Origin of the sequence: Enterococcus sp. AZ167, from assembly GCF_051714025.1 — a bacterium.
Classification (GTDB): Bacteria; Bacillota; Bacilli; order Lactobacillales; family Enterococcaceae; genus Enterococcus_D; species Enterococcus_D casseliflavus.
Genome location: NZ_JBIORB010000001.1, coordinates 176,045 through 190,879 on the forward strand (window position 1 = coordinate 176,045; position 14,835 = coordinate 190,879).

Below are 14,835 nucleotides of genomic sequence, written 5' to 3' on the forward strand. Positions count from 1 at the left end.
TTTGGGTTTCATTTCATAAAGAAAGGAATGAGGCGTAATGGTAAATACCCACAAGCGAGGCTTTGCGGCGACCTTTCATCAGAGACATGCTGGATCGATTACTGTAGCGCTCATTGAGCAAGTCATCGAGTTCTTGCATCAGCACTATGATGCAGTTTGGCTATCCGTATCCGAAGAAACAGTGCCAGAGCTAAAGGAAGCCATTCGATCAAATCAGCAGTGTACTGCCATTTTTATACCAGCAAAAGGAGCAGCGGATGCCCGCAGAAGGCTTGTTTTTGCTGCCCAGCACCACCTGCCAGCTTTGGATTCGCTGCATATTTGTGATTTTGATCGCGTGGTCACGTGGATGAAGACCTATCCCGAAGAACTAGTGGCAATAAGCAAAAAGCCTTTACCTGCGAATACGTATTGTATCCTAGGACGAACTGCAAGGGCATTTGCGAGTCATCCGCAAACGTGGCAAAGAACGGAGCGCTTGATCAACGAGATCGCTGCTGACTTCTTTCAAATAGAAGAAGTTGATATCGCAGCTGGTAGTGCTCTCTTTCCAATCTCCCTGATACCGACCTTGCTGAAAAACAACAACGCGCATTTAAACGATGGGGAATGGCCGCGAAATGTCCAAAGAAGCGGCGGCACAATTGTTTACCAAGCCTGTGATGGCTTGCGCTTTGAGGAGCGCAACAAAGATCCATTTGAGCATGAATCAGCTTTTCAGCTGATGCAGCGGCTGCAGGTTGCTGCTATTATTTCGGAATCATTTTATACAGAAGGGATGTAATTTTTATGTTGATCGCACTTTGGGCACAAGATCAAAAGGGGTTGATCGGAGCGGATGGTACACTGCCGTGGCATTTGCCGAATGATTTGAAATTTTTTAAAGAGCAAACCATCAATAATACGATTATAATGGGACGCAAAACCTTTGAAGGCATGGGAAAAAGATTACTGCCACAGCGTACGACGATCGTTTTGACGAGTGATTGGGATTATCAAGCCAACGGCGCCTTAGTGATGCATGACCGTGAGGAAATTTTGGCGTATGTAAAGCAGCAAGAGCATCCCGTTTTTTTAACTGGTGGAGCAGGTGTTTTTGAAGCGATGATTGACGATTGCGATCAATTGTACCGTACAGTGATCGCTGCGGAATTTAACGGAGATGTGTATTTCCCAGAGATTGATTGGATGCAATGGAAACTTGATCATGTGATCGATGGGATCGTCGATGAAAAGAACCATTATCCCCATCAATTTGAATTTTATCGTAGAAAATAAAAGAACAGGAAGCTTTCTGCAGCGAAAGTTTCCTGTTCTTTTTTTATAAGCAGTGCTTCATTTTTAGGTATACAACAAGACGGAAAAGTACATCAGTCCAGCACCTAACATAACGAATAAGTGCCAAACCACATGCATGAACCGAACGGATTTTAAACTATAGAATAGCGCACCTACAGTATAAGAAACACCACCGCTTGCTAGTAAAAATGTTCCCCAGTAGCCTAAATGTTCGATCAGAGGTTTAAAGGCAATAACACATAACCAGCCCATGATGATGTAGATCAGGGTGGAGATTTTTGAGACGGTCTCTTTTTTATGAAGAGTCAGTGACTTATAAACGATGCCGCTAATTGCTAGTAGCCAAATCAAGACAAAGAGTGACCAGCCAAGCCAGCCTTGGATACTAAGCAAGCAAAAAGGTGTATAACTTCCAGCGATCAGCAAGAAAATGGAGGCATGATCAAAGACTTGGAAGACCTTTTTTGCTTTGGTAAAAATCAAACTGTGAAATAAGGTAGAAAAGAGGAAGAGCAAAATCATCATCGACCCATAAATGGCATAGGAAACGATGTGGATAGGTGACCCTAGATTTGCCCCCTTGATTAAGAGGATGACCAGTCCTGCGATACTCAGTCCTAATCCGATCCCGTGGGTTACTGCATTTAATACTTCATTGACGATCAAATATCTGCGACTAAACTTCATGTGCTGCATTCGGCACCGTCCTTTCGAATCGAAATTAGATGAAAAAAAATTTTCTCTCTGTTATACTTAGTATAAATGGTCTGTGGTTATTTTACCACGAAAAAAGACTTGATTTAAAGAGAGAGTGAATATATGATGGCAAATCTTAAAATTGTGACAGATTCTTCCAGTACGATGGAACCAAGTGTCCGTGATGCTTTGGCTATCCATGTCGTGCCTTTATCTGTAATGATCGATGGTGTCGTTTATCCAGATGATGAAACGCTGCCGGGAGAAAAATTTATGCAAATGATGGCGCAAGCCAAAGAATTACCTAAAACTAGTCAGCCGCCGATTGGTCATTTTGTAGAACTGTATGACGAATTAGGCAAAGATGGCAGTGAAATACTATCGATCCATATGACCAAAGGTCTTAGTGGAACTGTGGAAGCGGCTCGTCAAGCCAGTCATTTATCAAAAGCCAAAGTCACCGTGATCGATAGCGACACGACAGACCAAGCGTTGGCTTTTCAAGTGATTCGGGCAGCAGAATTGGCTAAAGCCGGTAAGACACTAGAAGAAGTTTTACCAGAAGTGGATCTGGTGCGTGAGCATACGAAATTATTTATCGGCGTTTCAACGTTAGAAAACTTAGTAAAAGGTGGGCGCATCAGTCGTGCCAAAGGTCTTTTATCGAGCTTACTGAACATGAAAGTGATCATGGATTTTGATCATTCAGAACTGATTCCAGTCGTCAAAGGACGCGGCGTCAAGACGTTCAATAAATGGTTTGAGGAATTAAAAGCAGAATTGAAGAATATGCCAAAAGTGACGAAAATTGGTATTTCTCATGCAGAAGGGTTAGAAATCACGGAACGTTTCCAAAAAGAACTAGCAGAATTGTTTCCTGACTTGGAGATCCCATTGCTTCACACAACACCGATCATCGCCACTCATACAGGTAGAGGTGCGTTTGCGATCACTTACAGTACGGAATAAAAAAGGTGCTTCCTTTCAGCGATTCGTTTGACGACGAATCGCTTTTTGGTGTATGAAAAGCTGAAAGGAAGAAAAAGCAGAATGAAGCTGCGATTCTTTGTTTATTCAGAGAGTAGGGAGCTGTTTTCTTTCTTAAGTTTGAAGGATTGCGACTAGGAATTTTATGAGAATTTTGTTAAAATAGCAAAGATTACAAAGGAGTTTGAATACCTGTGAAATGGAAGAAATTAGTAACTTATTTGATCGTTGTGGGACTGATAGCCGTTGGAACGGGTGTACTGTTTCATTTAGCTGTTCCCAAAGCGCAACCACTGCTGACCCCTGTGGATAAGCTAGCAGCCAATGATTCGAAAAAATCCGCCATTGAATACCTCGCACTTGGGGATTCATTGACAGAGGGTGTTGGAGATGAAACAGCTCGGGGCGGCTTTGTGCCTATTTTGGCAGGAGATCTAGAGGACCGCTATGATCTGAGCAATTTAGTAACCAAAAATTATGGGGTCGCTGGTGAACGAAGCGACCAGATTTTAAAACGAGTCAAAAATGATGAAGACTTGCGCCAAGACCTTAGTCAAGCGGACCTGATTACTTTGACCGTCGGCGGAAATGACGTCTTAAAAGTGATCCAAAGCAATTTCTTCGGTCTGAGTATCGAGACGTTTACGGAACCGATGGCAGAATATAATGAACGCTTAAAAGATTTATTCGCTCAAATCCGTGAACTAAATAGCGATGCCCCAATCTATGTTTTGGGTATTTACAATCCATTTTATCTGAACTTTCCAGAGATCACCGACATGCAGACGATCATTGATAACTGGAATAAACAGACGGAAACGTTCGTCAATCAGCAAGAAAATGCCTTTTTTATTCCTATCAACGATTTGCTCTATAAAGGGTTAAGTGATGAGGTCGGTATTGCGGATACAGAAGAAGACGCAACTGAGGAAACAACACAAACAACCGACACTGGAAGTGTACCTGAGTCATCGGCGCCAAATGCTGATGAGACACAAAGCAGCACGTCGGCGACTACCGACTCATCGCAAGCTGTCGGGAATAATATCACCAACAATGTTTTGTATGAAGGCGACCGCTTCCATCCCAATAATCTTGGGTATCAACTGATGGCGAATGCCGTTCGCGATGAAGTGATCAAAACACAAAACTATTGGTTGCTAGAGGAGGAAGCAAAATGAAACCAAGCGAATCAAAGAAGCAGCTGGAAAAAACAGCTGCAAGCACTAAAAAATCGATCAACTACTGGAAAATTGCTTTTCTAGTTCTGGTCGGGATCCTTTTGGGGACAACGGTTTTCTTTGCTTCAAGAATTTTTCAGCAGCGAGAAACTGGCTTAAATGAAAGTGCTGAACTTGTTCAACGGGAGGGCAGTCCTGTTCTGACCGTTAACAGCAACAAAAGCCAAGTCAATCAATTGATTGATTTTTATCTATCTGATTTTCAAAAGGATCAAGAGGTAAAATATAATTTTGAGCTGAGAAACGAAGCACTCTTAACAGGCGAGTTTCAAGTATTAGGGTTTCCTATCACGTTTTATCTCTATTTTGATCCTTATGTGACAGAAGAAGGCAATGTCCAATTAAAAGCCAAAAGTTTATCGATTGGCACCTTGGATTTGCCCACCAGTGAAGTAATGAAAATGATCAAACGTAGTTTTAAATTTCCCGAATGGATCGATGTCAATGCCGATGAACAAATTATACTGATACGATTGGATCAATTCCGCATGCAAAACGGATTGTTCATCAAGGCAAACAAAATCAATCTTGTAGATGATGAAATTCAAATGAGCTTATATTTACCAGCTGAAACGGAGGATGAATAATGGAACGAGCAATTTTTGCAGGTGGGTGTTTCTGGTGTATGATCCAGCCCTTTGATGAACTCGAAGGGGTGCATTCGATTTTTTCTGGCTATACCGCAGGACATACCGAAAATCCAACCTATGAAGAAGTCAAAAGCCATCAAACAGGGCATACCGAAGCAGTAGAAATCATTTTCGACCCAGAAAAAATCAGTTTTGAGGAGCTCTTGACGATTTATTGGCAGCAAACAGATCCAACCGATGCTTTTGGCCAATTTGAAGATCGCGGCGACAATTATCGTCCGGTTATCTTCTATTTTAACGAAGAGCAGCGAAAAAAAGCCGAAGCCAGCAAAGCAGCACTTCAGGCTTCCGGTCGCTTTACCGATCCGATCGTGACTACGATCGAACCAGCGCAACCCTTTTATTTAGCGGAAGAAGAACATCAAGAGTACTACAAAAAGAATCCTGAAAATTTTGCTCGCAATCATGCTCGTCGAGCAGCCTTTTTAGAAGATCATTGGGAGCAAGAACATGCGTAAAAGTTTTTATAGCTATTTAATGGCAGTCAAAGGTCCGAGTCATACTGATGAGGCTCAGATCTTTGCCACTCATGCGAGTCATGATATTCAGTTTCCAAAGCACAGTGATGAGTATGATGAAGTCTCTTCTTATCTGGAACTAAACGTTGATTATTTGCCATCCATGGATATTTTTGATCGTATCTGGGCAGAGTATCTCGAAAATAACAAATAAAAACGTCCTTCGTTTTGCCTGCATAAATGCTCAGAACGAAGTTGTTTTTTCTCAGAGAGGTGTTGTGAATGAAAAATGTAACGACAAGCCGATATATCGTTTCTCTTGTCTGTGTCGCGATTTTGTCGGGAGGCGGTGTCTACTTATGGCAAACAGCCCAGCAAAATCGGCAGACGACACAGCCGGCGACAGAAACGACGACAGAAACGACGACAGAAGCCAGCGGGATGGAGAAAATCCAGTCGTTGTATGACCAGATCCTTGCGAATTATTACCAAGAAGTCGATGAGGATGCATTGATTGAGGGTGCTCTTCAAGGGATGACCGATGCGCTTGACGATCCTTACACGACGTATCTAAACCAATCAGATGCGGATAACTTGGATCAGTCCCTCTCAGGAAGTTTTGAAGGGATCGGTGCTACTTTGTCGATCGTGGAAGACTATCCCGAGGTCGCACAAGCGCCAATCAAAAACACCCCTGCAGAAAAAAGTGGTCTGCGCATGAATGATCGAATCGTCAAAGTCGATGGGGAAGATACGCAAGGACAGGAATTGTCTGAAGTCGTGAGTAAGATTCGAGGGGAAAAAGGCACGCAGGTGACCTTAACGATTCAGCGTGGAGCAGATACCTTTGATGTGGAAATCACTCGGGACGTGATCCCAATCGAAACGGTCCATGGTGAACTGGTTGAAAATGATGATACGATCGGTCGAATTGATATTACCTCCTTTGCCGAAAACACAGCAGCTGAGTTGAAAGAAACGATCACCGAGTTGCGGGAAGACGGTGCGAAATCGTTTGTTCTTGATCTAAGACAAAATCCTGGTGGATTGCTGGATCAAGTCCAGATCATGGCAAGTATGTTTTTAGAAAACGGCCAAACGATCGTGAAGTTTGCCAACAATCAAGGGGTTGTCAGTGAGACCAAAGCGAGCGAAGCATTGGATGAAGGATTCAAAGTCACAGAGCCAGTCGTTGTTTTAGTCGACGGTGGCAGTGCCTCCGCAGCTGAGATTTTTGCCGCAGCCTTGCAAGAATCAGCGGATATCCCAGTTGTTGGTACGGAAACCTTTGGTAAGGGGACCGTTCAAAATGTGAAGGATCTGGGGGATAATAGTGAATTAAAAATGACAGTCATGAAATGGCTGACACCGAATGAAAATTGGGTCAACGATCAAGGTGTGATGCCAGACTATGAAGAGGATTATCCAGAATATGCGTATTTCCCGCCATTACCTCGTGATAATGCCTTAAAAGCTGGACAATCGTCAACGGCTGTCAACAATCTGAATCAATTTCTTAAAGCGTTAGGGTACGCCACGAGCGGCGATACCTTCAATGACGAGACGACTGCAGCTGTGAAAGCCTTCCAAGAAGCTCATAACCTAAAGGCAACTGGTGAAGTCGATGCCGACACTGCCCAAGCAATTGAAAAAGAAGTAGCAGAAAAACTCAAAGCAGAGGACCCAGCGTACTTAAAAGCACTGTCCTTGCTTTCAGAAAAATAAGTAAGGAATAAATCGGAGAGGAGGTAGATTTGTGAATGCCAAGAAACAGTGGATCGATCGTTTTTGGCTAGTCGTAAAATATGCCTTGATCGCCTTTGCAACAGCCTTCTTGATTCGGGCATTTTTACTGATTCCGGTTCCTGTTGAAGGGAACTCCATGGAAGGAACGTTGCAACAAGGAGATATGGTAGTCATCGAAAAGATTTCACCGATCCAGCGTTTTGATGTCGTTGTTTTCCAGCTGCCAGATGGTTCGACCTATATCAAGCGGGTGATTGGCTTGCCGGGTGAGTCGGTGAAATATGTCAATGATCAGCTTTACATTGATGATGAACCGGTAGATGAAGATTTTCTAGTGAAAAACCGCAGCAACGATCATGAGTCTGCCTCTTATACCAATGATTTTGATTTGGAATCTTTATTGGGCGTGGAGAAATTAGGCAAAGACAGTTATTTTGTCATTGGTGATAATCGACGTGCCTCTAAAGATAGCCGCTCCTTTGGTCCTATATCAGGCGATGCGATTTTAGGCAATGCCCGCTTTGTTTATTATCCATTGACTCATATTCGGCTGATTTAGATTGAGAAAAATAGAATGTTCTTAATAAACATCCCCCCTTGGAATCATCTGTTGATTCCAAGGGGGGATTTTGTATAGCAATGATCCCTTTTCAAAAGAATGTGGTTTGTATCGAGAAAAGGGTGGACTTAGGCGCTATTGGCAGTTATTCTTTGTATTTTTTCATTAAAAGCAGCCAAGAGTTTCTGACATAGATTCGTTTCAAAATCACGGTAGCGGCAAAAATCAATGATCGCAGTGTTCTCCTCGGTTGTAAAAGGAGGTAAAAGCTGTGGGGAACTCAGAATATAAAAGTCAAAGGGTTCCTCTGTGGGCAGCGTGATCCTTTCAATTTCAACATAGGGCAATCGTTCACATATATTAAACACTTCCATTGAGACCAAGTAATTGGATACATAGACAAAAGCAACTTTAAGCTTATATTTCTGTTCCTTTTCGATGTAAATGGGGTAAAGCAAACACGCTTGATAAAAAGCAAGATCCGTATAACAGGCTTTTAACCACTCGTAGCCTTTGCGGTTTGCTATTTTACGCCAAAAACTCTGAATCGTATTTGTCAAAATCGTATGTAATGGGTACTTATCTTTGATTACAGTTGTTTCGAAAAAATTTAAAAGAGGGACTTTTTGCTTGAATATGCAGAACTTCAGCAATGTAAGATATGTATTCATATAAAGAAACGATTGATGGTCGAAATCAAAATCACAGAGAAATTTTTGGCAGTGTGCTTCAAATTCAGCCATCAGTTCCTTTAACTCCGATTTTTCATGCTTGTAACAGTCTTGAATGATCGGAAGGCGCACGTCTGCCGCTGAAGTTAGCATCGGCCAGTAATAAAAAAGGAAAAACAAAGCATTGATCTCAAGAATATCTATCGCTGAATCAATGATTTCAAAAAACGCTGAAAAGAAATCAAGATTTTCACCACTGGGAATAAAGGACTGGTTCGTTAACTGATAAAGATTTGTCGCGTGACCATTCTTGATACGAAATAGACAGATTTTGCAATGAAGCAAGGCTTCTTTTTTGCCAATCTCATACTTGCTTTTGTACTTCGTTCCTTCATAAGTCACAAAAAGTTCTTCGATCTCTTGATCAAATGCCCTCGCCAAACTATCTCCTAAAGAAATGTGCCAGATAAAATTAAACAATAAGATGCGAATCACCATCTCCGAACTTGTAATTGCCATAGCGGACTGATTTAACGTCACGTTGAATTCTTTCAAATGGTCTTGCAGCTTCTTTGTTTGCCGAAAGCAAGTCGAACGACTGATATAGTTTCTTTGGCAAAATGCCAGTAAACTTTCATCTTGATTGGTCAAGATGCTTAACAATAATTTGTAAGAAATGCTTTCTTGCGCTAAAAATTGCTGATATTGGTTGTATTCAATCAAATTTTTAGGAAGATTCAGGGTGTTTTTATGTAATGAAAGATTTACTGGAGAGAGGTTTTGCAAGTCGATTTGGATCGAGGAAAGTAAACTTTTCAATCGTGTTGCACTTAAGTGGGTCAGATTTTTCACGAACTCTAGGTTGTATTCACCCGGAGCAATTGATAATAGTTTTCCGTAGAGTCCGATTTTGTCTAACGCTCGGGTATCTAAGAGTATTTTTTCAATCAAATGATCACCTTCTTGTTTTATTAATAACGTATTTATATAACGGTGTAAAGACACGTCTCAAAACTTTTGCTTTTTTTTAGAAAAATTGAGACAAATTTTTCATAGAACTGTCTCATAAAGAACAAAAATAGAAATCGCAGGTGAAAAACGATAGTTTTTTTACATTATTAAATAACATATCGATAATGAATTAACTTTAAAATAACCAACTTTTTTTTCTTATGAATAACTACAGGTGTGCCAATTAGTTCTATTTTTCAGAAAATAAAAAAAAGAGGTGTCTTTTGCTTCTTTCTTGTATGATCAGCTTGTAATTTTTGATTCTTTGAAAGACTAACTATATAGAGTCAAGTGAAAATTAGCTAAATCAAAAAAATATTTTATAACAGTTAAGTCCAAAAAATGAGTACAACAAATAGACCTTTCACTATTAGATTTTTTTGATTGTTCAATAGCTAATCGGAAACAATCTTATAAGGTTCATTTTTAGTTAAAATAGCATGAATCACATAACAAAGCTTACGAGAAACAGCACCTAAGGCCGTCAGATGATGCTTTCCCTCAGAAATTTTTTTCTGATAAAACGCGCGAAAAACAGGATCACATTGAGAAGCAACTAGAGCAGCTGAAAACAAGGCTTTTCGTAAGTATGGAGATCCACGCTTGCTCATAACATTATGTGTTGCTTCGTATTGCCCAGATTGGGACACAGACGCGTCTATGCCAGCATAAGCAACCAGTTTTTTCGGATTAGAAAATTTGCGAATGTCTCCAATTTCACCAAGAATTGTCGCGCCATTTATAGGGCCGATTCCAGGGATTGTGAGAATAACAGAGTCTAAATTACTCATTATGCGCTTAATTTCTTTTTCAGTTTCTTTTACTTGGCTTTCGATGAATTTCAATTGTTCAATCATGGAGCGTAATTGAAATGTAAAAGCTTCTTGAGCAAATTTCACTCCAAAGGAGTTAGAAGCTGCTTGCTTCAATTGATCTGCTTTCTCTGGCTTTATTCGGTTCCTGCTTAACTCAGCTAAGTATTGAGCCAACGTTTCTGCCGAAATTTCTTCTAGCTCTATAGGAGAACTAAACTCAAGCAATAACTCTTTAGACGCTTTTCCGAAAATACCTTGTTTAGAAAAAATTGATGCATATTCAGGAAACACTTGATCTAGTACAGCTATGATTTTTCGTTTGAAGTCGCTTGCGGTACCTACTAAATAGGTTCGGTAACGTGAAAGTTGTTTTAACGAAAAAACATTTTCATCAGACAATACTGTTTCTACAAAGGAACCATAACGCATCAAGTCAGCAATCAAAACAGAATCAATAATATCATTTTTTCGTTTTCTGATTTCTGTTCCTTTGCGCCAGCCATCGGTTTGAAGAGGATTCACAACGTGAATCAAAAAGTCTGATTCGTGGAGGTATGAAAAGATGGAGAGCCAATAATGACCCGTAGCTTCCATTCCGACAATAAAGTCAGCGGGAGTCTCTGAATATTTTGAAAGCCGCTCAATCAGGGAATCAGCTCCTTCAGTAGTGTTAGGGAAAGAAAAACCTTTTAGGATCACTTTACCTTCTTCACTCATTAAAGAAGCCACGTGAGTTCGCTTGCCGATATCAATTCCTAAGAAGTACATACATTTGACCTTTCTAAAAAAATATTTTGGATTGAAACCCGCTCAACTGAAAAGCGTCACTACCTTGTACGAGATACGGAGTAAAGCAAAAACTTTCAACATCTAACTCATACGTAATCCACTTATCAGAGAGAGGTGCCAGTCTTTCGATTACGAGCTTCAAAACTCAAAGAGGCAACGGCATAGCCTCTCAATCCAATAAATATATTATCTCAAAATGAATGAGTTAATACCAAATTAAAATAACGATGGTTCATAGGGTTATCCAATCAAAACCGGAAGGTTAAAACCCTAACTCTAATATACAAGGAGGTCTTTTTATGTTTTTGACAAAGAGACACCACTGGTTCTCTTTCATTTTCTGTAGGTTAGGGGGGATACTATTTTTCATTTATTCGAGTTTGCAAACAAACGGGACTGCAAGTGCACAAGAAGAACATACGATCACTATTGCTGAAACGAAGCAGATCAAACTGACTGGTCACCAAAAGGACCATCAATTTTCTTTATGCTATCAACTACCGCAAAAAAACAAACAGCAGCGTCTCTGGGTACAACTATACGCGATCGATGAAACGAAGGAACAGTCGTTATTAAAAACAAGCAATGAAGAGATGACTCAAGTCAAGGATGATTCCGCACAGTCTTGGCTTACAACCCAAGCTTTCTTGCAAACACCAACGGAACAAGAACTAATCTTTCAGCTGCCTGAAGAAACGAAAAAGCTAAAATTGATGATTCAGATCGAAGAATATGACAAGGAACGTGAAGAATCGTACAACCTACTGTCTTTGAATGAATCAGTTTTTGAAATCCCACTTGCCACAAATTCTGCTTCTTCAGAAACGTCAGAAGTCAATTCTGGCACTGGATCCTCTTCAGAAGCCGTGAGTGAGTCGACCTCGGAGCAAGCGTCGACTGAAAGTTCAAAAGAAGTTTCGAACGAAGAAACGAAGGAAGAGACAAACGAGACAGGAACAGCGACAAGTGCTTCTGAAGAGGAAACGCTCATTGAACCATTTAAACAAGAACATCTTTATCAAAAAACGACCGTTTCACAGGCTTTTGCTTCGATTGAACCAGATTATACGACAGACCAAAGCGGGACGTATCCTGTGGCGAACTGGAAAACTGATGAAAACAGTAACGTCTTAAATCATCAGGGGAACAAGGATGCAGGCGAAACGTGGGACGGCATAACTACATGGAATGGCAATCCAGCAAATTTGACCCATTCATATATTGAATATGGTGGTGTAGGAGACGAAGCAGATTTCGCGCTACGAAAATTTGCCAAAGAGACGAATACCCCAGGACTATTTGATGTCTACCTAAATGTACGAGGGAATGTTCAACGTCAAATTGATCCCATCGATGTCGTGTTGGTAGTGGATTGGTCAGGCAGTATGAATGAGATGGGACGGATCACAGAAGTGAAAAAAGGCGTGGATCGCTTTTTGAATCAAATTGAAGGAAGCGGCATTCAGGATAGTGTCTACATGGGCTATGTCGGTTATTCCAGTGATGGCAGCAATTATCAAAACAAAACCTGCCAATTAGGAAAATTTTCTGAAGTCAAAGAGACGATCCGATCGATGACGCCAGAAACAGCAGCTGGGGGAACCTTTACACAAAGGGGGCTACGTCAAGCAGGGGATATGCTATCGACGCAAAATGGACATAAGAAAGTCATCGTTTTGCTAACGGATGGCGTTCCTACTTACAGTTATCATGTGTCTAAAGTGCATACACAGGCAGACGGCAGTTATTATGGAACCGCCTTTTCTCTTACTCAAGACCAGCCGATGAATACATCGTTTCTCTACAATGGCTATTTTGCGTTTGATCAACAGAACAATTATAAATGGATCAACAATACCTTTATCGCCACGATTGGTGAAGCGATGGCGTTAAAAGAACGTGGTATCGAGATTCATGGGTTGGGGATTCAACTGCAAGGAGATCAAACGGCTGGGTATACAAAGGCCGATGTCGAGAAAAAAATGAGACAGATGGTTTCTGCTGATGAAGACGGCCATCTTTATTATGAGTCAGCGAATGAAGCAGCGGATATTGCCGACTATCTCGAGAAAAAAGCCCTTCACATTTCGGCAACAGTCACCGATGGCGAGATTACTGACCCCATTTCGCAGCCATTTGTCTACGAAGAAAATAGCTTGTCTGCCAAGAGTGTCGGGTCGACTGCTCTAACGGTGCAGCCTGACATTTCGATGTCTGACAATACAATCCATGCTTCTGGTCTTTATTTAGGCGAAGGACAAGAACTGCAAATTCATTATCAAGTGCGGATTCAAACAGAAGCAGCGGATTTTAAACCAGATACTTGGTATCAAATGAATGGCGAAACGGTATTTTATCCGAATCATCAGTCCGATCAAAAGGCATTGTTTGGTGTGCCATCCGCCAAAGCACCTGGGAAGGAGGTGACGATCAAAAAGCACTGGGAAGAATACGATGGCGATACCTCCAGTCGTCCCGAAACGATCTATTTTGAAATAAGCAGGAGTCCTGTCAGCAATGAGAATAGCTGGCAAACAGGGTATCTCAAACTTACTGAGACCGATGCCCAAGATCAGACAACTTGGGAACGAAGCAAGGTTTACGCGCTTTCTGAAAAGGATGGGCCGGAGTACGAAGAAACCCGTTTACTGCCGCTGTATAACAATCAAGGAGAAACTTTTGATTATCAAGTCACAAATGAACGAGCAGTGGCAGGTTATGAAGCGACAAAAGTGGACGCTTATACATGGAAAAACACAAAGGCGTTTGTGCCCTTGGCATTAAACCTGATCAAAAAATCCGCTGTAGGAGAGGTGAAGCTGACAGGTGCCGTTTTTGAATTAACGGGGGCAGGGGAGACAGTGACCCTTGTGGATCAAGGGGATGGAACGTATGGGCTGCCAGCAGATACTGTGTTGCAAAAAGATCAGACCTATCGTTTGGAGGAAGTCACTGCACCGGCGGGACATCATTTGTCTAAGCAGACAGAGTGGCTAATTCATATCGATGCGCAAGGGAATACGACGATCGATGGGCAATCCGTCACAGTGGAGGATCATACGATTACGCTGGAGATCACCAATCCGTTTACAGAAATTCCAGTTGCTATTCGAAAATATACGGTACAAAAAGAGCAGCAAGTACTGTTAGCTGGGGCTGTCTTTTCTCTGCAACAAAAAACAGCAGCGGGGGATTATCAAGAAATTGCCTCAGAAACATCGAATGACGTGGGGATGGCTGAATTTACGATCCTTGAGCCGGGCGCTTATCGCATCTCAGAAACAGCTGGTCCGCTTGGATACGATACGATTGCTGGTGATTATGAGTTTGTCGTTGGTTCAGACGGAAAGATCCAGTATCAAGGGGAAAACGTCGCTGCAGATGCCAACTGTTGGACTCTTACCCATGGCAATCAGTTAAAACCTTTTGATTTGGTGGTCAATAAACAGGATGAACTGGGACAAGCGCTTGAGGGAGCCAAATTCCGCTTAAGCGGAAACGGTCAGACGATAGAATTACCAGAATCCCAAGAATCGCTAGCGGTATTTCATTTCCATGATCTAACACCAGGCAGCTATACCTTAGAAGAAATTGTTACGCCTACAGGCTATACTGGTTTAACAGCACCTGTGAAAATCAGGATCGAAGAGGATGGCAGTGTCTTGATTGACGAAAAATTGCAGCCGAATCTTCTTGTTTCTGGAGAAAAGAACAATCAAATAGAATTGATCGTCACCAATCAAGTAAAAGTGTCTCTTCCTGAAACAGGAGGGAATTGGCATGGGTGGCTGGCGATTCTTTCAGCAGGTCTACTAGTCCTTTTAACAGGTAGCTATCTGTACGTTACGCGCAAAGATAAGCCTTCATTAAAGTAGTTTGACCATTCGTGAAATAAACGAAAATATCAAACATA

At 41.5% G+C, this 14,835-nt stretch carries 13 protein-coding genes; 10 read left to right on the plus strand and 3 right to left on the minus strand.

The window, feature by feature from the left end:
• Positions 1-37 precede the first annotated feature (37 nt).
• Both IGJ05_RS00900 and IGJ05_RS00905 read left to right on the plus strand, forming a co-directional pair.
• The gene (locus tag IGJ05_RS00900; protein WP_266167317.1) at positions 38-784 is read left to right on the plus strand and encodes a hypothetical protein; all 747 of its coding nucleotides are present in this window, start codon (positions 38-40) and stop codon (positions 782-784) included.
• Positions 785-789: 5 nt separating this feature from the next.
• A complete protein-coding gene (locus IGJ05_RS00905) occupies positions 790-1,278 on the plus strand; it encodes a dihydrofolate reductase (protein ID WP_266167316.1) in 489 nt (162 codons plus the stop codon).
• A gap of 63 nt (positions 1,279-1,341) precedes the next feature.
• Here IGJ05_RS00905 and trhA read toward each other — a convergent pair whose 3' ends face one another.
• On the minus strand, positions 1,342-1,995 hold the full coding sequence (gene trhA, locus IGJ05_RS00910) for a PAQR family membrane homeostasis protein TrhA (protein ID WP_005229593.1): 654 nt from the start codon (positions 1,993-1,995) through the stop codon (positions 1,342-1,344).
• 126 nt (positions 1,996-2,121) lie between these two features.
• Here trhA and IGJ05_RS00915 point away from each other — a divergent pair, with 126 nt between their 5' ends.
• The 7 genes from IGJ05_RS00915 (at position 2,122) to lepB (ending at position 7,636) form a co-directional block, all read left to right on the plus strand.
• The gene (locus IGJ05_RS00915; RefSeq protein ID WP_026008095.1) at positions 2,122-2,964 is read left to right on the plus strand and encodes a DegV family protein; all 843 of its coding nucleotides are present in this window, start codon (positions 2,122-2,124) and stop codon (positions 2,962-2,964) included.
• Positions 2,965-3,176: 212 nt separating this feature from the next.
• Entirely contained in the window at positions 3,177-4,163 is a 987-nt protein-coding gene (locus IGJ05_RS00920; protein ID WP_266167315.1) for an SGNH/GDSL hydrolase family protein, read from the plus strand.
• Positions 4,160-4,810, plus strand: a complete 651-nt coding sequence (locus IGJ05_RS00925; RefSeq protein WP_005229598.1) for a YpmS family protein — start codon at positions 4,160-4,162, stop codon at positions 4,808-4,810. Before IGJ05_RS00920 ends, IGJ05_RS00925 begins: the two co-directional genes overlap by 4 nt.
• A complete protein-coding gene (msrA, locus tag IGJ05_RS00930) occupies positions 4,810-5,331 on the plus strand; it encodes a peptide-methionine (S)-S-oxide reductase MsrA (RefSeq protein ID WP_005229599.1) in 522 nt (173 codons plus the stop codon). Before IGJ05_RS00925 ends, msrA begins: the two co-directional genes overlap by 1 nt.
• Positions 5,324-5,545 carry a YozE family protein gene (locus IGJ05_RS00935; RefSeq protein ID WP_438724981.1) on the plus strand — a complete coding sequence of 74 codons (222 nt, stop codon included), beginning with the start codon at positions 5,324-5,326 and terminating at the stop codon, positions 5,543-5,545. The genes msrA and IGJ05_RS00935 overlap by 8 nt, the downstream gene beginning before the upstream one ends.
• Positions 5,546-5,613: 68 nt before the next feature.
• Positions 5,614-7,056 carry a S41 family peptidase gene (locus IGJ05_RS00940; protein ID WP_317756365.1) on the plus strand — a complete coding sequence of 481 codons (1,443 nt, stop codon included), beginning with the start codon at positions 5,614-5,616 and terminating at the stop codon, positions 7,054-7,056.
• Between the two features lie 31 nt (positions 7,057-7,087).
• A complete protein-coding gene (gene lepB, locus IGJ05_RS00945; RefSeq protein ID WP_005229602.1) occupies positions 7,088-7,636 on the plus strand; it encodes a signal peptidase I in 549 nt (182 codons plus the stop codon).
• 128 nt (positions 7,637-7,764) lie between these two features.
• Here the strand turns inward: lepB and IGJ05_RS00950 are convergent, their stop codons facing one another.
• The gene (locus IGJ05_RS00950; RefSeq protein ID WP_317756367.1) at positions 7,765-9,258 is read right to left on the minus strand and encodes a helix-turn-helix domain-containing protein; all 1,494 of its coding nucleotides are present in this window, start codon (positions 9,256-9,258) and stop codon (positions 7,765-7,767) included.
• 455 nt (positions 9,259-9,713) lie between these two features.
• Positions 9,714-10,901 carry an IS110 family transposase gene (locus IGJ05_RS00955; RefSeq protein ID WP_010748508.1) on the minus strand — a complete coding sequence of 396 codons (1,188 nt, stop codon included), beginning with the start codon at positions 10,899-10,901 and terminating at the stop codon, positions 9,714-9,716.
• Between the two features lie 320 nt (positions 10,902-11,221).
• Between IGJ05_RS00955 and IGJ05_RS00960 the strand changes: the two genes are divergently transcribed.
• Complete coding sequence (locus tag IGJ05_RS00960) at positions 11,222-14,797, plus strand: SpaA isopeptide-forming pilin-related protein (RefSeq protein WP_438724982.1); 3,576 nt, start codon at positions 11,222-11,224, stop codon at positions 14,795-14,797.
• The last annotated feature ends 38 nt before the right edge of the window (positions 14,798-14,835 follow it).

What these genes read in the sequence shown, in the direction of transcription:
- IGJ05_RS00900 (WP_266167317.1), top strand. Translation starts at nt 38, where the DNA reads ATGGTAAATACCCACAAGCGAGGCTTTGCGGCGACCTTTCATCAGAGA.
- IGJ05_RS00905 (WP_266167316.1), top strand. Translation starts at nt 790, where the DNA reads ATGTTGATCGCACTTTGGGCACAAGATCAAAAGGGGTTGATCGGAGCG.
- trhA (WP_005229593.1), bottom strand. Translation starts at nt 1,995, where the DNA reads ATGCAGCACATGAAGTTTAGTCGCAGATATTTGATCGTCAATGAAGTA.
- IGJ05_RS00915 (WP_026008095.1), top strand. Translation starts at nt 2,122, where the DNA reads ATGGCAAATCTTAAAATTGTGACAGATTCTTCCAGTACGATGGAACCA.
- IGJ05_RS00925 (WP_005229598.1), top strand. Translation starts at nt 4,160, where the DNA reads ATGAAACCAAGCGAATCAAAGAAGCAGCTGGAAAAAACAGCTGCAAGC.
- msrA (WP_005229599.1), top strand. Translation starts at nt 4,810, where the DNA reads ATGGAACGAGCAATTTTTGCAGGTGGGTGTTTCTGGTGTATGATCCAG.
- IGJ05_RS00935 (WP_438724981.1), top strand. Translation starts at nt 5,324, where the DNA reads ATGCGTAAAAGTTTTTATAGCTATTTAATGGCAGTCAAAGGTCCGAGT.
- IGJ05_RS00940 (WP_317756365.1), top strand. Translation starts at nt 5,614, where the DNA reads ATGAAAAATGTAACGACAAGCCGATATATCGTTTCTCTTGTCTGTGTC.
- IGJ05_RS00955 (WP_010748508.1), bottom strand. Translation starts at nt 10,901, where the DNA reads ATGTACTTCTTAGGAATTGATATCGGCAAGCGAACTCACGTGGCTTCT.
- IGJ05_RS00960 (WP_438724982.1), top strand. Translation starts at nt 11,222, where the DNA reads ATGTTTTTGACAAAGAGACACCACTGGTTCTCTTTCATTTTCTGTAGG.